Origin of the sequence: Mesorhizobium sp. Ca11 (assembly GCF_020165275.1) — a bacterium.
Classification (GTDB): Bacteria; Pseudomonadota; Alphaproteobacteria; order Rhizobiales; family Rhizobiaceae; genus Mesorhizobium.
Genome location: NZ_JAIUHU010000008.1, coordinates 191,869 through 208,854, shown reverse-complemented (window position 1 = coordinate 208,854; position 16,986 = coordinate 191,869). Strand labels below are relative to the sequence as shown.

The 16,986-nt window shown below is 64.3% G+C and carries 18 protein-coding genes; 11 read left to right on the top strand and 7 right to left on the bottom strand.

Going from position 1 to position 16,986, the window contains the following annotated elements; translation table 11 throughout:
- Positions 1-161: 161 nt before the first annotated feature.
- Positions 162-1,403, top strand: coding sequence for a glycosyltransferase (locus LB538_RS16700; protein ID WP_224524837.1), 1,242 nt, complete (start codon positions 162-164; stop codon positions 1,401-1,403).
- Between the two features lie 2 nt (positions 1,404-1,405).
- On the opposite strand, the gene LB538_RS16695 is transcribed toward LB538_RS16700, so the two are convergent.
- The gene (locus LB538_RS16695; RefSeq protein WP_224524839.1) at positions 1,406-2,164 is read right to left on the bottom strand and encodes a DUF4239 domain-containing protein; all 759 of its coding nucleotides are present in this window, start codon (positions 2,162-2,164) and stop codon (positions 1,406-1,408) included.
- Between the two features lie 183 nt (positions 2,165-2,347).
- Here LB538_RS16695 and LB538_RS16690 point away from each other — a divergent pair, with 183 nt between their 5' ends.
- Positions 2,348-3,133 (top strand): ThuA domain-containing protein, encoded by a 786-nt coding sequence (locus LB538_RS16690; RefSeq protein ID WP_224524840.1) that lies wholly within the window; start codon positions 2,348-2,350, stop codon positions 3,131-3,133.
- A gap of 103 nt (positions 3,134-3,236) precedes the next feature.
- Positions 3,237-4,295 (top strand): Gfo/Idh/MocA family protein, encoded by a 1,059-nt coding sequence (locus LB538_RS16685; protein WP_224524842.1) that lies wholly within the window; start codon positions 3,237-3,239, stop codon positions 4,293-4,295.
- Positions 4,296-4,435: 140 nt separating this feature from the next.
- Here the strand turns inward: LB538_RS16685 and LB538_RS16680 are convergent, their stop codons facing one another.
- The 3 genes from LB538_RS16680 to LB538_RS16670 all read right to left on the bottom strand — a co-directional run bounded on the left by LB538_RS16680 (position 4,436) and on the right by LB538_RS16670 (position 7,882).
- Positions 4,436-5,158 carry a 3-keto-5-aminohexanoate cleavage protein gene (locus tag LB538_RS16680; RefSeq protein WP_224524844.1) on the bottom strand — a complete coding sequence of 241 codons (723 nt, stop codon included), beginning with the start codon at positions 5,156-5,158 and terminating at the stop codon, positions 4,436-4,438.
- A gap of 168 nt (positions 5,159-5,326) precedes the next feature.
- Positions 5,327-6,259, bottom strand: a complete 933-nt coding sequence (locus LB538_RS16675; RefSeq protein WP_224524846.1) for a dimethylarginine dimethylaminohydrolase family protein — start codon at positions 6,257-6,259, stop codon at positions 5,327-5,329.
- Positions 6,260-6,289: 30 nt separating this feature from the next.
- Complete coding sequence (locus LB538_RS16670) at positions 6,290-7,882, bottom strand: amidohydrolase (RefSeq protein ID WP_224525195.1); 1,593 nt, start codon at positions 7,880-7,882, stop codon at positions 6,290-6,292.
- An 82-nt stretch (positions 7,883-7,964) separates the two neighbouring features.
- Here LB538_RS16670 and LB538_RS16665 point away from each other — a divergent pair, with 82 nt between their 5' ends.
- The 5 genes from LB538_RS16665 to LB538_RS16645 all read left to right on the top strand — a co-directional run bounded on the left by LB538_RS16665 (position 7,965) and on the right by LB538_RS16645 (position 12,939).
- Positions 7,965-8,861 carry a LysR substrate-binding domain-containing protein gene (locus tag LB538_RS16665; protein ID WP_095767109.1) on the top strand — a complete coding sequence of 299 codons (897 nt, stop codon included), beginning with the start codon at positions 7,965-7,967 and terminating at the stop codon, positions 8,859-8,861.
- A gap of 129 nt (positions 8,862-8,990) precedes the next feature.
- The gene (locus LB538_RS16660; protein WP_224524848.1) at positions 8,991-10,085 is read left to right on the top strand and encodes an ABC transporter ATP-binding protein; all 1,095 of its coding nucleotides are present in this window, start codon (positions 8,991-8,993) and stop codon (positions 10,083-10,085) included.
- 71 nt (positions 10,086-10,156) lie between these two features.
- Positions 10,157-11,272 (top strand): ABC transporter substrate-binding protein, encoded by a 1,116-nt coding sequence (locus tag LB538_RS16655; protein WP_224524851.1) that lies wholly within the window; start codon positions 10,157-10,159, stop codon positions 11,270-11,272.
- Between the two features lie 21 nt (positions 11,273-11,293).
- Positions 11,294-12,127 (top strand): ABC transporter permease, encoded by an 834-nt coding sequence (locus tag LB538_RS16650; RefSeq protein WP_095767106.1) that lies wholly within the window; start codon positions 11,294-11,296, stop codon positions 12,125-12,127.
- Positions 12,128-12,132: 5 nt separating this feature from the next.
- The gene (locus LB538_RS16645) at positions 12,133-12,939 is read left to right on the top strand and encodes an ABC transporter permease (protein ID WP_224524855.1); all 807 of its coding nucleotides are present in this window, start codon (positions 12,133-12,135) and stop codon (positions 12,937-12,939) included.
- 421 nt (positions 12,940-13,360) lie between these two features.
- Here LB538_RS16645 and LB538_RS16640 read toward each other — a convergent pair whose 3' ends face one another.
- On the bottom strand, positions 13,361-13,720 hold the full coding sequence (locus LB538_RS16640; protein ID WP_095767198.1) for an ArsR/SmtB family transcription factor: 360 nt from the start codon (positions 13,718-13,720) through the stop codon (positions 13,361-13,363).
- Between the two features lie 431 nt (positions 13,721-14,151).
- Between LB538_RS16640 and LB538_RS16635 the strand changes: the two genes are divergently transcribed.
- The 3 genes from LB538_RS16635 (at position 14,152) to LB538_RS16625 (ending at position 15,169) form a co-directional block, all read left to right on the top strand.
- Entirely contained in the window at positions 14,152-14,346 is a 195-nt protein-coding gene (locus tag LB538_RS16635) for a hypothetical protein (RefSeq protein WP_095767104.1), read from the top strand.
- 107 nt (positions 14,347-14,453) lie between these two features.
- Positions 14,454-14,699, top strand: coding sequence for a DUF982 domain-containing protein (locus LB538_RS16630; RefSeq protein WP_095767103.1), 246 nt, complete (start codon positions 14,454-14,456; stop codon positions 14,697-14,699).
- Positions 14,700-14,926: 227 nt separating this feature from the next.
- Positions 14,927-15,169, top strand: a complete 243-nt coding sequence (locus LB538_RS16625) for a DUF982 domain-containing protein (protein WP_095767102.1) — start codon at positions 14,927-14,929, stop codon at positions 15,167-15,169.
- A gap of 105 nt (positions 15,170-15,274) precedes the next feature.
- Here the strand turns inward: LB538_RS16625 and LB538_RS16620 are convergent, their stop codons facing one another.
- The gene (locus tag LB538_RS16620) at positions 15,275-16,234 is read right to left on the bottom strand and encodes a glycosyltransferase family 8 protein (protein ID WP_224524858.1); all 960 of its coding nucleotides are present in this window, start codon (positions 16,232-16,234) and stop codon (positions 15,275-15,277) included.
- Positions 16,235-16,254: 20 nt separating this feature from the next.
- Positions 16,255-16,836, bottom strand: a complete 582-nt coding sequence (locus tag LB538_RS29280; protein ID WP_318011872.1) for a CatB-related O-acetyltransferase — start codon at positions 16,834-16,836, stop codon at positions 16,255-16,257.
- Positions 16,837-16,986: the final 150 nt, after the last annotated feature.

The following is a 16,986-nucleotide window of genomic DNA, read 5'->3' as shown; positions in this document are numbered from 1 at the left end:
GATGCTGGTATGTCGTCGCCGCTTCGAATTGCGATCGCGACCTCAACCGAGGACGCAACAACGACCCTTCCCAGAAGGTAGATATGGCGCAGCCCGGGCTTGCGGCAAGCCCCCGGCCATGGCGTATCAACGCTGCTCCGAAAAACGACACGGAGCATGGAATGCGTATCTTGTTATCGACTTATGGCTCGCGCGGCGACGTCGAGCCTTTGGCGGCGTTGGGCGCAGCGTTGCAGGCGCATGGCGTCGAGGCCAGGGTCAGCGCGCCGGGCGACGAGGAATTTGCCGCCCTTCTGGCCCGCGCCGACGTGACGCTGGCACCGGCCTTCGCGCCGGTGCGCGAATGGGCGAAGGAAATGGTCAACCGCTCGCGATCGGCCTCGCCCGAGGACCGGGCCCGGCTCATTTCCGGCCAGGCGGCCGAGATCGTCGCCAGGCAATATGAGGCGCTGAGCGCGGCCGCCGAAGGCTGCGATGCAGTGGTGGCGTTCGGCCTCTTCCCGTCCTGCGCGGCCGCGCGGCTGGTCGCGGAACAACGCGGCATGCGTTACATGCTCGGCACGTTCTGCCCCATCTGGCTGCCCTCGCCGCACAACCGGCCGCATGAATATCCGGGCCATCCGCTGCCGGCCGGCGTGACCGACAACCGGCTGCTGTGGGAGCTGGACATCCGGACCAAGAACGCCCTCTTCGGCGAGGCGATCAACGGCCATCGCGCATCGCTCGGACTGCCCCCGGTAGAAAATGTCCGGGACTATGTCTACGGCAATCCCGTCCTGCTCGCCTGCGACCCGACGCTAGGACCTTGGCCAGGCTCGGACCTGATCGACGCCGTGCAGACCGGCGCCTTCATCCTGCCGGACGAGCGGCCCCTGCCCGACGGGCTCAAAGCCTTCCTCGATGCCGGCCCGCGGCCGGTCTATGTCGGCTTCGGTTCCATATCGGTCGCGAACGAAGCCGGCCCCGCCACCATCGAGGCGATCCGCGCCAAGGGCCTCCGTACGGTGCTCGCGCATGGCTGGGCAGAGTTGGGCCCCGTCGACGATCGCGACGACTGCTTTGCCGTCGGCGAGGTCAACCAGCAGGCGCTGTTCGGCCGCGTCGCCGCCGTCATCCATCACGGCGGCGCCGGTACGACCGTCGCCGCCGCACGGGCGGGAGCGCCGCAGGTGATCGTGCCGCAGATCGGAGACCAGCCCTATTGGGCGCGACGGGCGGCCGAGCTCGGCATCGGCGCCGCGCATGACGGTCCCGTGCCGACGGCGCAGTCGCTGTCGGCGGCGCTGGAGAGGGCGCTGGCGGCCGGCGCCCGCGCGAGCACTATCGCCGGCATGATCCGCACCGACGGCGCCAAGGCAGCGGCGAGACTGCTGGTCGAATTGCTCGGCCAGCCCGGCCGGTAAACTCATTGCGTCGTCAGTTCAGCCAGCGCCCGTTGCAGGGGCGCCGGCGAGACCTGGATCGGGCCTGAGAACGGGCTGTCCATGTCGACGATCAGATAGATCGCCGCGGCGACCAGCGCCCCGGAAACGAGGCAGGTGAAGACGATGGTGCCGTTGCGCGGCGCCCGGAAGCCGAAGCTGGCGAAGATCAGCGTCAGCCAGGCGACGAGCAGAACGATCAGTGGCGCGGGTATGGCGCCCTCGGACTGTTCGGCCAGTATCCAGCGTTGCTCGATCAGCTTCTGCAGTTGCTGTGTCGCTGCCTGTTGTGCGGCGGTCTGCCTGGCATCCGCCGGCGTCAATCCCGCCAGGATGTCGCCGACCTGATTGAGCAGCAGTTCCGCCAGCCTGTTCGGGACAACGGTGGTGTCGCTGTCGGCGGCAGAGGTATCGACGACGCGCTGGACGTATGCGGTCAGCGATTGCCGGGCGCTGTCCGCTTCCGGTCCGTAATGTCGAAGCGTACGATCAAGCAGGATGAGATCGGTGGCGAAGGTGTGGACGTTGCCGTTGATGGCCTCGAATGTGTTCTTGGCTGAATTGATCATCAGGCCGAGCATAAGCGACGACATCACCACGAACAGGTTCGCGGCAAGCCGCACCACTGCGCTGGTGTCGTCCTGAAGGTGGTGAGCAGGGAAACGCTCGTGCACCACCAGGCTGACCAGCGAGGCCCCGGCCAGACAAGCAAAGATCGCTGCGCCTACAAGCACTTCGCCCATGGCCAATATTGCGCACGGGAAGGGAAGCTTGCCAATCGGCCTCGCGAACTCATCGTCCAGCGCGAAGCAAGGAGCGTGGCGGCACTCCACAGGCATTCACCGCATTGCGAAAACCGCTTCCAATACCGGGCGAAGGCGCTATCTATGGCGCGGGGCGGCTCCCAATCACTCACGAGGCAATCCATGACAATTCGCGCTGTCGTCTGGGGCGAGAACATCCATGAGCGGACCAATGAGGTGGTGGCCTCGATTTATCCGGAAGGCATGCACGCGACCATTGCCACGGCGTTGAACACCGACGCAGGCATATCAGCCTCGACCGCGACGCTGGAGCAGCCGGAGCACGGCCTGCCGCAATCCCGCCTTGCCGAAACCGACGTGCTCGTCTGGTGGGGTCACAAGGACCATGGCGCGGTGGCCGACGAGGTGGTCGAACGCGTAGCGCGCAGGGTCTTCGAAGGCATGGGGCTGATCGTGCTGCATTCCGGCCATTTCTCGAAGATCTTCAAGCGGCTGATGGGCACGCCCTGCACGCTGAAGTGGCGCGAGGCCGGCGAGCGCGAGCGGCTCTGGGTGACGAGCCCCAGCCATCCCATCGCCGAAGGCATCGGCGAGTTCTTCGAGCTCGAGAACGAGGAGATGTATGGCGAGCAGTTCGCCGTGCCCGAGCCGCTGGAAACCGTCTTCATCTCCTGGTTCCGGGGCGGCGAGGTGTTCCGCTCGGGCCTGACCTACCGGCGCGGCGCCGGCAATGTCTTCTACTTCCGCCCCGGACACGAAACCTATCCGACCTATCACGACGCCACCGTGCAGAAGGTGCTGCGCAATGCGGTGAAGTGGGCGCACAACCCGCAAGGGGCGAAGCCCGCCATCCTCGACGCGCCGAACGTGCCGGTGGAAAAGGCGCTGGAGCCGATCGAGGAGCGCGGGCCCAGGCTGCATGCGCATGGCGAGGCCGGTTTTCGCTAAAAAGCGCCTCTCCGCTTCGTTTGGGATTGCGCCAAAACAGCGCCCGGGTCACATTTCCCCCCCCCGTTATTGAATCGAACCAAATCGCTCAAAGGGACAAAAAATGCGGCTTTTGATACTCGGTACCGGCTGGATGGCGCAGGAACATGCCCGCCGCTTCGGCGCGATCGAGGGCGTCGAGATCGTCGGCGCCGTCGATGTCGATGCGGCCCGCGTCGGCGAATATGCCGACGCCTACAAGATCCCGAAGCGCTTCACCTCGCTGGAGGCGGCGCTCGACTGGGGCGATTTCGACGCGGTCGCCAATGTCACGCCCGACCGCATCCATCATCCGACCACCATGGCGCTGGTCGACGCCGGCAAGCCGGTACTGTGCGAGAAGCCGCTGGCGGAAAATTTCCGCAAAGCCAACGAAATGGCCGATGCCGCAGAATCCGCCGGCATCGTCAACATGGTCAACCTCACCTATCGCAACGTCGCCGCGTTGCAGAAGGCGCGCCGGATGGTGCAGGCCGGCGAGATCGGCACGGTGCGCCATGTCGAGGCGTCCTACCTGCAGAGCTGGCTGGTGTCGAAATTCTGGGGCGACTGGCGCACCGATCCGAAATGGCTGTGGCGGCTGTCGCGCGGCCACGGCTCAAACGGCGTGCTCGGCGATGTCGGCATCCACATCCTCGATTTCGCCAGCTATGGCGCGGCGCTCGATATCGACCATGTCTTCTGCAGGCTGCGCGCCTTCGACAAGGCGCCGGGCAACCGCATCGGCGAGTACCAGCTCGACGCCAACGACAGTTTCGCCATGACGCTCGACTTCGCCAACGGCGCCTTCGGCGTGGTGCATGCCAGCCGCTGGGCCACCGGCCACATCAACGAGTTGCGCCTGCGCATCCATGGCGACAAGGGCGGCATCGAGGTGGTGCACAATCTCGACGGCTCGATGCTCAAGGCCTGCGTCGGCGAAAATGTCGAGAACGCCAAATGGGAAGAGCTCGACGCCGGCACCGTCCCGACCAACTACCAGCGCTTCGTCGAGGCGGTGAAGAGCGGCGCGCAGACCGAGCCGACCTTCCGCCACGCGGCGGGTCTGCAGAAGGTGCTGGATCTTGCCGTTGTGTCGGATGAGAAGCGCGCCGAGTTGAGGGCCATCGCGGATACGCAGTAGCGCTTTCCTCGCCCCCGCCAAAGGCGGGGGAGAGGTGTCCGCGAAGCGGACGAAGAGGGGGTCTTCGTAGGGCGCTCCCCCTCTCCGTCTCGGCTTCGCCGAGCCACCTCTCCCCCACTTCGTGGAGGCGAGGAACAAGATCACCGAGCGCGGTAAATCGCCACCGCCGCAGCCACCAGCGCGGCGTTGCCGTCCGCCACGCTTCCATCCGGCAATTCCTTGCCGTCCTCCAGCCCGACCCGCGTCGACACCTTCCGCGCGGCCGCCCTTTCCACGAACGGCCAAACCGTGTCGTTCTCGCCGTGCAGCAGAATCGAGCGGTGGATGCCGGCGCGTTCCAGCACAGTCTCGATGCCATCTGCCACGGCAAAGGCTTCATCCAGCGCCTGCTCGGAAATCTCGACCAGCACGCGCAGCACCCGCCCGCCATGGTCGAGACCGACGAGACGCTCGGCGTCGGCAATGGAAGCGAGCCCGGCTTCGATGGCGATGCCGCGCTGGCGCAGGCTTTCCATGACGACGGGCGCCGCCGTCTCGCTGAGATTGACCGAGGCATAATCGGGCAGCTCGCGCCAGCCGGAAATGGCAACCAGCGTGCGCAAATCGTCCTTCTCGATCCAGGCGCCGGTGGATACGCCGATCAGCGTGCCTGGACAGGCGCGGCGGAGTGCTGCGACCGTGCTGTCCATCGCCTCCGGCGCCAGGCTCTCCCGACCGTCGGCGCCGCGCGTGTGCACGTGCAGCTCGGCCGCGCCCGCCGCGATCGAGGCTGCGGCGTCGCGCGCCATCGCCTCGGGATCGAGCGGCAATGCCGGGTGGAAGTCGGCGGCTCGGGCGCCGTTGATGCAGGCCTGAACGATCATCTTTGCGGCAATCCTGTTTCGGCTGGCCGGAGCCTAGCGCAGGGCCAGAATGATCGGAACGGATATGGCGAAGTCTCCTGACAGGCCGAGCCTGCAAAGAGAAATACCCTGGCCCGACGGCCAGGGGATAAGCTTTCATCGCCGGCAACTGCCGAGGTTCGAAATCGGTTATGCCGGCACGCGCTTCAGCGCCTGCGCCATGCAGTGGATGCCGCCGCCGGTCTTGGAGATCTCGCTCATGTCGACGGCCGCGACTTCAAACCCGCGCGCCTTCAGCTGGCCGATGAGGCTCTGGCTGGAAGTCGGCGCGATCACCCTGTCCTTGCCGAGCGACATGAAGTTGCAGCCGAGCGCCATCGTGTCCTGGAAGGGCACGTCGATGATCTCGTGGCCCTTTCCCTTCAGCCAGTCGACAATGCCTGGCTCGGTGCAGGCGAGGCAGACGGCGGTGAGCTTCTCGGCGATCGGCACCACCATCAGATCGATATGGACGTAATATTCGTCGATGAAGGCGAGCCGCGTCTCCCAACCTTCCTTATCGAACCAGGCCTGCACCTGACGCGCGCCTTCTTCCTGCGTGCGGGCACCGCCGCAGCCGATCAGCACCACGCCCTCCTCGATGACGTTGAAATCGCCGCCCTCGAAAGTGCCGGCGGTCACCATGTCGTAGATCGGAATGCCGAGCTTTTCATAGGTACGGATGGCGGCATAATTCTCACCGCGCCGCCACCAATTGGCCATGGCGGTGATGAAGGCGCCATAGGGAGTCATGACGCTGGAATCGCGCGAATAGACCTGCATCGGCAATTCCGGCGTCGGCTCGTGCCAGTGGATGTTGACGCCGAAATGCTCGTAGGCCGCGACAAGGTCCTTGTGCTGCGCCTGCGCGATCTGGATGTTGCAAGGCGCCTCGCGCAGATGCTTGCGCGACAGCGAGCTGGTCGACAGGTGGCGCAGAAAGTTCGGCGAGCCGAGCAGCACGTCGGTCAGCACATCAGTTTCGTTGGCGAAGCCCCAGGCGGTCAGCGGCTTGGTGCCGCCATTGGGGTTGCGGCGCTGCAGCGAGAACGGCTCGGCGATGATGCGGTCATGGACAGTCATAGTGTTCTCCTCGGGATGGTTTGTTTCGTGTCATGAGATCGAAGCGGCCGGGATCCACCAGTCGCGCCCGCGCGGCGTGGTGACATATTCGGGCCAGCGGAACTTGATCGGCGGTTCGTAGTCGCAGAGCGGCGCGATCCAGTTCGAGCCGCCGACGCCGCCGCCGGTTCGCTTGACGAATTCGTCCATCGCGGCGTCACGCGCGGCCTTGTCTTCCAGCAGCCGCAGCGCCGTCAGCGCGACCGTCTTCGCGGCGCAGGTGACCATCGGGTCGATGGTCGCCGGAATGCCGCCCAGTGCGTTCATCACCCAGGCCGGATAGGTGTGGCCCGTGGCGGCGCGCAGTGCCGGACGGGCGACATAGAAGCGCGACGTCGGCGCATGCCAGCTCATGTCGGTGTAATCGTCCGACGTGGAGTTCACCTGCGAGGGCGGCAGGTCGCGGCGCAGGATCGCCTCGGCGTCCTGCGGCGAAATCAGCCGCTCCAATTCGTCGATGAACGGGTTCTCCGTCGCCTCGCCGCCGGCATTGACCTGGACCTCGCGGGCGATCGCCCTCGCCTCCTCGCTCCAGCGCGGCGCGCCGACGATCGAGAGTGACTGATAGGTGATGTCGGCCATGGCGTGGTTGGCCAGCCCCGGACGCGACTTCGACACCCAGTGGCGCTCGTAACGGCAGCCGCTCATCTTTGCCGCGGCTTCCGCGTTACGGTCGAGCACGGCAGTCACCTGCTCGGCCATGGCAATGGTCGGCACGCGGATCATGTACTGGATCTCGGCAAGGCCGGCCGGAAGGTTGTCGGCGGTCGCCTGCCCCGCGGTCAGGATTGCCTCGCTGATCGACCAGCCGCCCTGATGCGTCAGCATGGAATCGCGCAGCGCCTTGGAGGCCATGTACATCATCATCAGCGCGTCGTTGGCGCCGGGCGCCCTGACCGCCGAATGCGCTTGCGGGATGGGTGCTGCGTCGCTGGCGCGAACCCAATTTTCCGGCTCGTCGCAGATGAAGCGGTAGATCATCGCATAGGCGGCGCCGCAATGCGTGTCCCAACGCGCGGTGTTGCAGAGCGGCAGCATGTAGAAGGGATGGAAGGAGATCATGCCGGCAAGGCCGTCATAATAGCCCTTGGCAGCATGGATAGGCTTGGAGCCCCGCACCTTCTCGGCCGGCTCGCCGGTGAAGCGCAGCGTGCCTTTGATGCCGTGCTCCAGCATCGCCGCCTTGGTGGCCAAAAGCCCGCCGAGGCTGCCGATGCCGAGGCCCGAATGCGGATCGGTATGGCCACCCGCCTCCTGCCCAAGGCCCGGCCGCGCGCGTTTCACCGTCGCGGCGTCCTGGCAATTGCCGGGCACGGCGTCGTATTCGCCATACATGCCGATCACGGGGCCGTCGCCATTCGTCCAATGGGCGCAGAAGGCCGTGGGCATGCCGCCCGAGCCTTCCTCGACCGAGAAGCCTTCGCGCTTGAGCCGATCCACATACCAGGCCGCCGACTGGTACTCGCGCCAGGCGGTCTCGCCGAAATCGAAGATGGTGCGCGTCCAGGCCGAGAGCAACGGCTGGATGCTGTCGATGCAGGCAAGCGCGGTTTCTTGCGCCGAGGTCGTCACCGGTTCCTCCATGCCGTAAAGAAAGCAGTGAAGCGGCGCATCAAAAAGTGATATGTTTTCCCGGCTCGTGCAAATTCGGTTCACCTGAGGCCTCTTGCGAATACCATCCACGCAGGCGCTGCGCGCCCTCGACAGCTTCGCCCGTCACGGCAGCGTCTGGCGCGCCGCCGACGAACTCCACCTCACCCGCAGCGCGGTTTCGCATCAGCTGCGGCTGCTTGAGCGCGACCTCGGCTTCGATCTCCTGCAGCGCATCGGCAAGGGCGTGGCGCTGACGCCGCGCGGCCAGCGCTACGCGGCCGACGTCCGAAAGGCGCTGACCGTGCTCGGCGATGCGAGGACCCAGAACAGCGGCGCCGGGGTCGGCGGCTCCTTCGCCATCTCCTGCCCGCCGGGCTTCGCCTCAATGTTTTTGTGCACGCATATCGGCGAGTTCCAGCAGATGTACCCGGACGTGACGCTCTCGGTGCTCACGCCGCGGCGGCTCGACGATGTCAGCAATCCGGATGCCGACGCCTTCATCGCCTTCGGCGTCGGCAACTGGCCGAACCGGGCGGTGGAACTGCTGTGCGAGGTCTCCTTCACGCCGCTTTGCAGCCCGAGACTGCTCAACAAGGTCGGCGGTTTTTCCAAACCCGCCGACGTGCTGCGCGCCAACCTCCTGCATCTTTCCGACACCGAGGACTGGGCGCGCTGGCTGGCGCTGTCCAAGGTGGAAAATCCCGATACCGAAGGCGGCATCTTCTTTTCCGATATGAATCTGGTCTTTTCGGCGGCAATCGCCGGCCAGGGGATTGCGCTCGGCGACGAGCTGACCGGCCGCCAGGCGCTGAGCGAAGGCCGGCTGGTCAAGCCGTTCGAGGCGACCGTCCCGTCGCCGCGCTCCTATTTTCTGGTCTTCGAGCACGCCAAGGCGGGGCACCCGGTGCTCAATGCCTTCGGCGACTGGCTGAGGGCGAAGCTGTCGGAGAGCAGCCTGGCTAAGTATTGAGATCGGCGCTGCCGCGTCGCCGCTCCGCACCACGCGTGAATCAAATTTGCCGATCAGGCGAAAACTATTCGGTTGCGGTGAGCCGCAGCCGTGCCTACGATTTGGCTTGACGGTGAGGATAGAGGCAGGATGCAGCAACCCGGCCGGGCCGCAGAGATCAAGGCGAACGGGATCGGCAAGAGCTTCGGCTCGTTCCGGGCGCTGGATAATCTGACGCTCGATATCGGCCGCGGCGAATTCCTGACGCTGCTCGGACCATCCGGTTCCGGCAAGACCACCTTCCTGATGATCCTCGCCGGCTTCGTGCAGCCGAGCGAAGGCAAGCTTTTCAGCGACGGTGTCGACATCACCAACCGGCCGGCCGAGCAACGCGCCGCCGGCATGGTGTTCCAGGGCTATGCTTTGTTCCCGCATATGAGCGTGGAACAGAACATCGCCTTCCCGCTCAAGGTGCGCAAGAAATCCGCCGCAGAGATCAAAAGCCGTGTCGGCGAGATGATCGAACGCGTCGGACTGAAAGGCCATCAGAAGAAGCTGCCGGCGCAGCTTTCCGGCGGCCAGCAGCAGCGTGTGGCGCTGGCCCGCGCACTGGTGTTCGAGCCGGGCGTGCTCTTGCTCGACGAGCCGTTCTCGGCGCTGGACAAGAGCCTGCGCGGCCAGATGCAGGCCGAGATGAAGCGGCTGCACCAGGAGACCGGCACCACCTTCGTCTTCGTTACGCACGACCAGAGCGAGGCGCTGGCGCTGTCGTCGCGCGTCGCCATCTTCAACCACGGCAAGCTGTTGCAGGTCGGCAGGCCTGACGAGGTCTATAACCGGCCTACCAACCGCTTCGTCGCCGAGTTCCTGGGCGAGATCAACATGCTGCCGGTGAAGGGCGTGCGCCCCGCCGACAATGGCGCGACCGGGCTCTGCGAAGACCGCGCGGTCAACATGCGCTGCAAGGCCGAGGCGATCAAAGGCGACGCCATCCTCGCCATCCGCCCCGAGGACATGTCGATCGCGCCGGAAGCGTTCGCCAACCAAAACGGCATCGCGGCGACGGCCGTCGCCTCGACTTATCTCGGTGCCGCGACCAAGCTCGACCTCACCACGCGCCAGGGCGCCAAGGTCACCGTATCGGTGCCGAACGAGGTCGCAGCCGCGGCGCTGAGCAAAGGCAATTCCGTCTGGCTGACCTGGCCGGCGGAAAAGGGTTTCCTCCTTCCGGACGGAGGACAATAGAGAGCGCCGCCGCGGCCTTAATTCGCCGCCCGGCTTCCGGTTCAAAATCAACGACAACAAGGGGAACTGACATGACGAACGAAACCAAGAAACAGACGATCGAATCCCTCGCCGAGCGGACCAAGCGCGGCGAGATATCGCGCCGGCAGTTCGCGCAGCTTGCGGGCCTCGTGCTCGCCGGCACGCCGATGCTTTTGCGCTCGACCGGCGCTCAAGCCGAGACCAAAGGGCTGGTGCTGGTGAACTGGGGCGGCGACGCCATAACGGCTTACGATGCCGCTTACGGCCAGGCCTTCACCAAGGAAACAGGCATCCCGGTCAAGATGGACGGCTCCGGCCCGACCGAAGGTGCTATCGCCGCGCAGTACAAGAGCGGCGCGCCGACCTGGGACCTGGTCGACGTCGATCCGTTCTCGGCCATCACGCTCGGCGGCCAGGGCATGCTCGAGCCGATCGACTACAAGGTCGTCGACAAGAGCAAGATGCGGCCGGGCTTCGGCTGGGAATATGCCGCCTCGACCTACTTCTTCTCCTATGTGATCGCCTACGACTCACAAAAATTCGGCTCCAACGCGCCGACCGGAATGGCCGACTTCTTCGACGTCAAGAAATTCCCCGGCAAGCGCTCGCTCTACAAATGGGGCGTGTCGAGCTGGGAAGCGGCACTGCTGGCCGACGGTGTGGCACCCGCCTCGCTCTATCCGCTCGACCTGAAGCGCGCGCATGACAAGATCGCCGCCTTCAAGGAAAACGTCGTCTCCTATTGGGGCGGCGGCGCCGAAAGCCAGAGCGTGCTGCTCAACGGCGAGGCTTCGATGGCGATCGTATGGTCGACCCGCGCCTCGTTGATCGAGCAGGACTCCGGCGGCCAGATCAAGTTCATCTGGGACCAGGGCCTGATCTCGCCCGGCGCGCTGGCGGTGCTGAAGAACAATCCCGGCGGCAAGGACGCGGCGATGAAGTTCATCGCCAGCACCCAGGATCCGCAGAAGGAGCTGGTGATGTTCGACAAGCTCGGACAGGGCCCGGCCAATCCGGCGGCCGATGCGCTGATCCCGGCCGACAAGAAGCGCATCAACCCGGTCGATCCGGACAACATGAAGAAGCAGATCCCGCTCGACATGGAGTGGTACGCCAAGAATTACGGCGCCGCGCTCGACGAATACACCAAGATCATCTCGGCCTGATCAGGCCGAGATTTCTGACCGATGAGAGGCCCCCTCTCCGACAGGATGGGCGCGGCGCTGTTGATGGCGCCGCTGCTCCTGTTTTTGATCCTTGCCTATGCCTGGCCCTTCCTCGGCGTGGTGAAGTGGAGTTTTACCCTCCCAACGCCAGGCCTCGGCCAGTACCACGCTTTGCTCACCGACGACCTGGTGCAGTCGGTGTTCATCCGCACGCTGCGCATCGCGGCGATCGTCACCGTGGTCTCGGTCACCGCCGCCTATGCCATCACCGTGGTGTGGGTGCGCGGCAGTCCGGTGCAGCGTGTGCTGGCCGAGTTCTGCATCCTGGTGCCTTTCTGGATCTCGGTGCTGACGCGCGCCTTCGGCTGGGTCGCGCTGCTCTCCAACCGCGGCCTGATCAACACCTGGCTGCAATCGGTCGGCTTCATCTCGGAGCCGCTGACTTTGGTGCGCAACGAGTTCGGCGTCATCGTCGGCATGTCGCATTTTCTCATCCCTTTCGCGGTATTCCCGCTGGCATCCGCCATGCGTAGCCTGGACGAGCGCGTGCTGCTTGCGGCGCGTGGCCTTGGCTCCAGCCGCATGCGCACCTTCTGGACGGTGTTCGTGCCGATGACGCGCTCCGGCATCATCGGCTCGGCGCTGATCACCTTCGTCTTCTCGCTGGGCTTCTTCGTCACGCCGGCAATCCTCGGCGGCGGCCGCAGCGTGATGATCGCAGAGCTCATTTATCTGCGCATCTTCCAGAGCCCGGACTGGGGGCTGGGCGCGGCGATCAGCGTCGTGCTGGTGGTGTTCGTCGGCGCGCTGATGGCGCTGCTGTTCCGCTACGTCAAACCGAAGCAATTGGTGTAGCCAAGATGCCGACCTACCGCCCCGGCCCCGTCTCGCTGCTCCTCGCCGTGGTGGTGGCGCTGTTCCTGCTGATGCCGCTGCTTGCCGTCATCCCGGTGTCGCTGACGCCGAGCCGGATGCTGACCATGCCGACGGGTGAACTGTCGCTGCGCCACTACCGTTCGCTGATCGAGGATCCGCGCTGGTTGGACTCGATCCTGCTTTCGCTCAGGATCGGCATCGTCAGCAGCATCCTTTCCACCGCGCTTGCCCTCACCTTCAGCCTCGGCGTGTGGATGTTTCAGCCGCGCTTCACCGCCGCCCTTGTCGGCTTCGTGCTGTTGCCGATGGTGGTGCCGCCGGTGGTCTCGGCGGTGACGCTCTATTTCCTGCTCACCTCGGTTTCCGGCATCACCTCCTTCTTCGGGTATGATACCTGGCTGGGCGTCGCCATGGCGCATTCGGTGATGACCGTGCCTTTCGCCACGGTGCTCATCCTCGTGTCGCTCAGCCAGCTCGACCGGCGCATCGACCTTGCCGCGCGCGGGCTCGGCGCCAGCGTGTGGGAGCGCGCGACGCGCGTCATCATGCCCAACATCAAGTTCGGCATCGTCACCGCGGCGCTGCTCTCCTTCGTGCTCTCCTGGGAGGAGATCGGCGTGACGCTGTTCATCACCTCGGTCAACGCCATCACCCTGCCGCGCCTGATGTGGATGGGCCTGCGCGACAACATCGACCCGGCGATCGCCGCGCTCTCGGTGATCCTGATTATCATCACCGTGCTGGTGCTCGCCCTGCGCAGCGTCATCACAAGGCAGCGCGGCGCACGCTAGAGCGATGCGTCGGCGGGCGGCAAGGCACATCGTCGGCCCGAAACGAAAGAGGCCCGCCGGAGCGGCGAGCCCCTTACGGAGCCGAAGTGGAAGCTTGGCGCCGTCATGATCCGGGGGTGTGGATCGACTCGAAATTTAGCCAACAGCGCCCGACCAGGCGACTTACAAATCTGTAATCTTCGGCTGAGCCAGACCCCGCTCATACATAAAAATCATTTACTATCAGCGGCCTGCAGCGGAAATCGGACTTCCAAGCGTCGCCTCTCAAACAAACGTGATGAAACCGCCGGCGAGCAATATGGCAGGAGCGGTTCAAGGAAACGTGGGCGGGTCACGATGCGGCCGCTTGCATGCAGTCTGCGCCATGGAAGTGCCGCGCCGGACGAAGGCCCCCTGGCCTCGTCCGTGCGTGCCAGTCTGTTCAGGCGGCTTGCGGCCGCCGCATCCTTTCGACCAAGGCCTGCCTTGCCGGTCCGGCAAGCGGCTTGTCCGTCGTCAGCAGGCCATCGAGCAGTGTCAGAAGCTCGCGCGCTGCCGAAGACTTGCAGGAATAATAGACCATCTGACGATCGCGGCGGGTTTCGACAAGGCCAAACCTGCGCAGTTTGGCCAGGTGTTGCGACAGCGCCGACTGGCTGAGTTCGACCTTGTCGGCGAGCACGCCGACCGAGAGTTCGCCCTCAGCGAGGTAGTTCATGATGAGCAGACGCTTCTCGTTGCCCATCACCGCAAGAAAGGCTGCCGCGCTTTCTGCGTTGGCGGTAAGTTTCTTGGTGACCATCGATTTCCCCATGGTTCATGCTCTTCCGAAGGCCATGGGGGCAATGGCTTCGGAGTTCCAGAGCGTTGACGGGCCTGCCCCGATTTGGACGGGACCTGCCCTGCTTCTTTTCGACCAGAACCCCTTCGTAACCCGGTTGCCACCACGTCGGGGTTGCTGGTCTCGGACAGAACGCACGGCGCTTTTCTCGACGCAAGTCAATGCAGACTCGGAAAAATTCCGTGCTGCTAATGCGTATCAGCGCAACGCTCATTCGGCAAGAATATAACGAGACCCGACAAAACAGCGGTCAGCCGCAGCCGCGGAAGCAGGCCGGCCGAGGCGCCTGACCAAAGAGGCCTGCGGCTATGTACTGGCGACTCACTCCCGATCTTGAAGCATGCTAATATGTTAGCCGGGGCAGAGAGGGGCCGGGCTATTAGGAGGAAGCCATGACCGCTGTGCGCAACACATTCACCCCTGACGAGACGGCCATGCTTGGCCGTGTCTACGCGAACGGCAATGTCGAGGGCGAGACCGCCGAACAGAAGGAAGCGCGCGCTTCGCGCATCATCGCCAATTACATGGCGGGCATCACCGACGAGGCGGAATTGATGGAGCTTTCGCGGCGGCCGCTTGGCAGATGAGCAGCGTGCGCCGCCTTCGTGAGATGGCTTCACGTTAAGTTGACGTTCCGGATCGGAACCACGCGGCAAAATTTCGTGTTCCGACATATTTCGGGAGAGCTTTCGCGATGATCCAGGGATGGTTTTCCAGGCCGGTCGAAGTCGCTGTCGGCGTTTCCGGCTCTATCCGGCATATATCCAACGCGGAGCAAGCCGTCGAACTGCTGACCGGCCAATGGCGCGATGCCGGCAGCGCGCTGCATGGCGCGGCGCTGCGCGCCTGCCGCCGGGCGATCCGCGGCGACATCGCGGCGGACAACGCCAGGGAGGCCTTTATCGTCGCCGCGCGCGAGGCGCATGTGCTGGTGGAATAGAGCGTTTTAAAGGCCCTTGGTCGCGCGATTTAGCGGCCCGGATCGCGCGCCAACCGATGCCCATGAGCCGGTCCGAACGCGGCCTGTCGCCACCTTAAGATTCTTCGGAACCTAATGCGCGATGGTTGGTTAACGCGCGGGTTCCGCATCGCCTCGCGAACCTGCATCGGGCGCCCATCCGGCGCCGATTGCTTGCTCTAAAGACAATCACAAGAACGGAGGAAGTGATGAACGATGTCTGGTTTTCCGAACCAGTCGTGATCGATTTCCAGCCAAACGGCCAGCGCAAGGTATCAAGCTGTTTCGAGGCGATGGAATGCCTCGACCAGCGCTGGCCGGGGCCGGCGCGCGGCGGCGCCTGGCGCTCGGCAAGCCGTGTCTGCCGCGATGCGCTCGACGGCCTGCGCAGCCCGGTGGAAGCCCGCAAGACACTGCGCAAGGCGGCCAAGGTCGCCGGCCTGCTGGCATAGCCCTCGATTTTCCAATGGCGTCCCATCAGGGGCGTCGCCAAGCCCGTCGCGGTTTCCCATTGCCGCGGCGGGCTTTGTTTTCAATGAGGGCGAAGCGATGCCTGATCAGGCGAAATCGCCAAGCACTTCGGGAAACTGGACCGCCATTGCTCCTTCATCCGCCTGCCGGGCGTAGAGCCGATGCATCTTCGTGCCGTCATATCTGGCCCGGCGGCGCTGCACGTCCTTGCCGAAAAGACCGGCAACAGCATCGAAGCGCCGGAAGAAGCGCTTCATCACGCCGCGCTCGAAGGGTATGCGCTGCTCGAACGGCTTGCCCCAAGGCGTGTCCTTTGCCAGGTCGCGCCATATCCTGAGAGCTTCGAGTTCGACGCCGACCTGATTGCCCCACGGCTTACCGCCCGCGAAATGCCTGGCCCAGGCTTGCGAGAAACGAAAATCTCTCGTTCCGAGCGATTGCAAATTCCAGTTGGGGTGCATCGTCTGCCACTTGCCCTCGAAGACGACGTTCAGGGCATTTTGATCATTCATCTGGCCATGAATGGCGGCCTTGCGCGTCTGCTCCAGCAGGGCGCTCTCCCGGACAGCGTTCATGTCGAAGACGACGACACCGGAATTGAAATACGGCGCGCCGGGCGCCAGCTTGAGCTTTTGCCGGTATGAAGGCCTGAAATACATGTAGTCGTCATGCGCGGCGAGCAGCGGTGCGTGCAGCCGCTGGCCGGCCAAGTCATTGATATCTCTGTTGAAGAGAACATCGCAATCCGTGTATGCGATGCGATCGTACGGCTCGAAAACCGGAAACTGATCGGCGAAAAGCCGAACGTAAGCGGCAATGCTGTATGTTCCAAAGCGAAAGCCGAAATTCGTCATGAAATCCGTGACATCGACCAGCTCGACCTTGGCTTTCAGCAGATGGCGGGCGACTTCAAGGTCCGTTGCGCTTGCACCGGTGTAGAGCAGAAAGCCGTCGATGGGCGTGGAGACATCAATTATCCGGCGCGCCGCCAGGCAGGCATACGGAAAGTAGTTGGCATCGGTCGCCAGGAAGAAACACGACTTCATTTTCCGCTAACCGCTAACCGTCACCTCGTTGTGGTGACTGACACAAAATGCTTTTCGGTGAAAGTCTCGATCGGGCCGGTAAGCGTGTCCGCCTCGGCTTTTATCTTCTTGTCGTCCCAATGCCACCATTGGATGGCGAGCAGCTTTGCGATGATGTCCTGCGAGAAGCGATACCGGATCAGCGCCGCCGGAGACCCGCCGACAATGGCGTAAGGCGGCACGTTCTTCGTGACCACAGCCCCTGCCCCGACGACAGCGCCATCGCCGATCTCGACGCCCGGCAAAATAATGGCGCCGTGGCCGATCCAGACATCATTGCCGATGGTGATGCCGCCCGGTCTGCCGCCATTAGCGATCGGCTCGCGCTGCTTCAGCAATCGGCTATGGATCGGAAACGAAGTTGCCCTGTCGGTCGGATGCTGGCCAGAGCACATGAAAAGCACCTGGCCGGCGACCGAGCAGAAGGCACCGATCTCCAGCGGAGCATCCTTCGAGGGAAAAAGCACCTTCCGCCACGTCACGCCGTAAGTGTGGCGGCCGATCGTGACGTGCTCCGGCAATTTGGAGCGCACATCCCTCAGCCATTTGGAAAGCGCCGACATTCAATATCTCCCCAACGCTCCCGCGACATAGCCTCGGATCGGCCGAACCATCAACAAAGAAACGTGCGAACAGGTGCAAGGAACCGATCCATCGAGGAACTTTTGAGTGGATTGCACAAGCGCGTGTGGTAGTGGGAGGACTTCAGACAC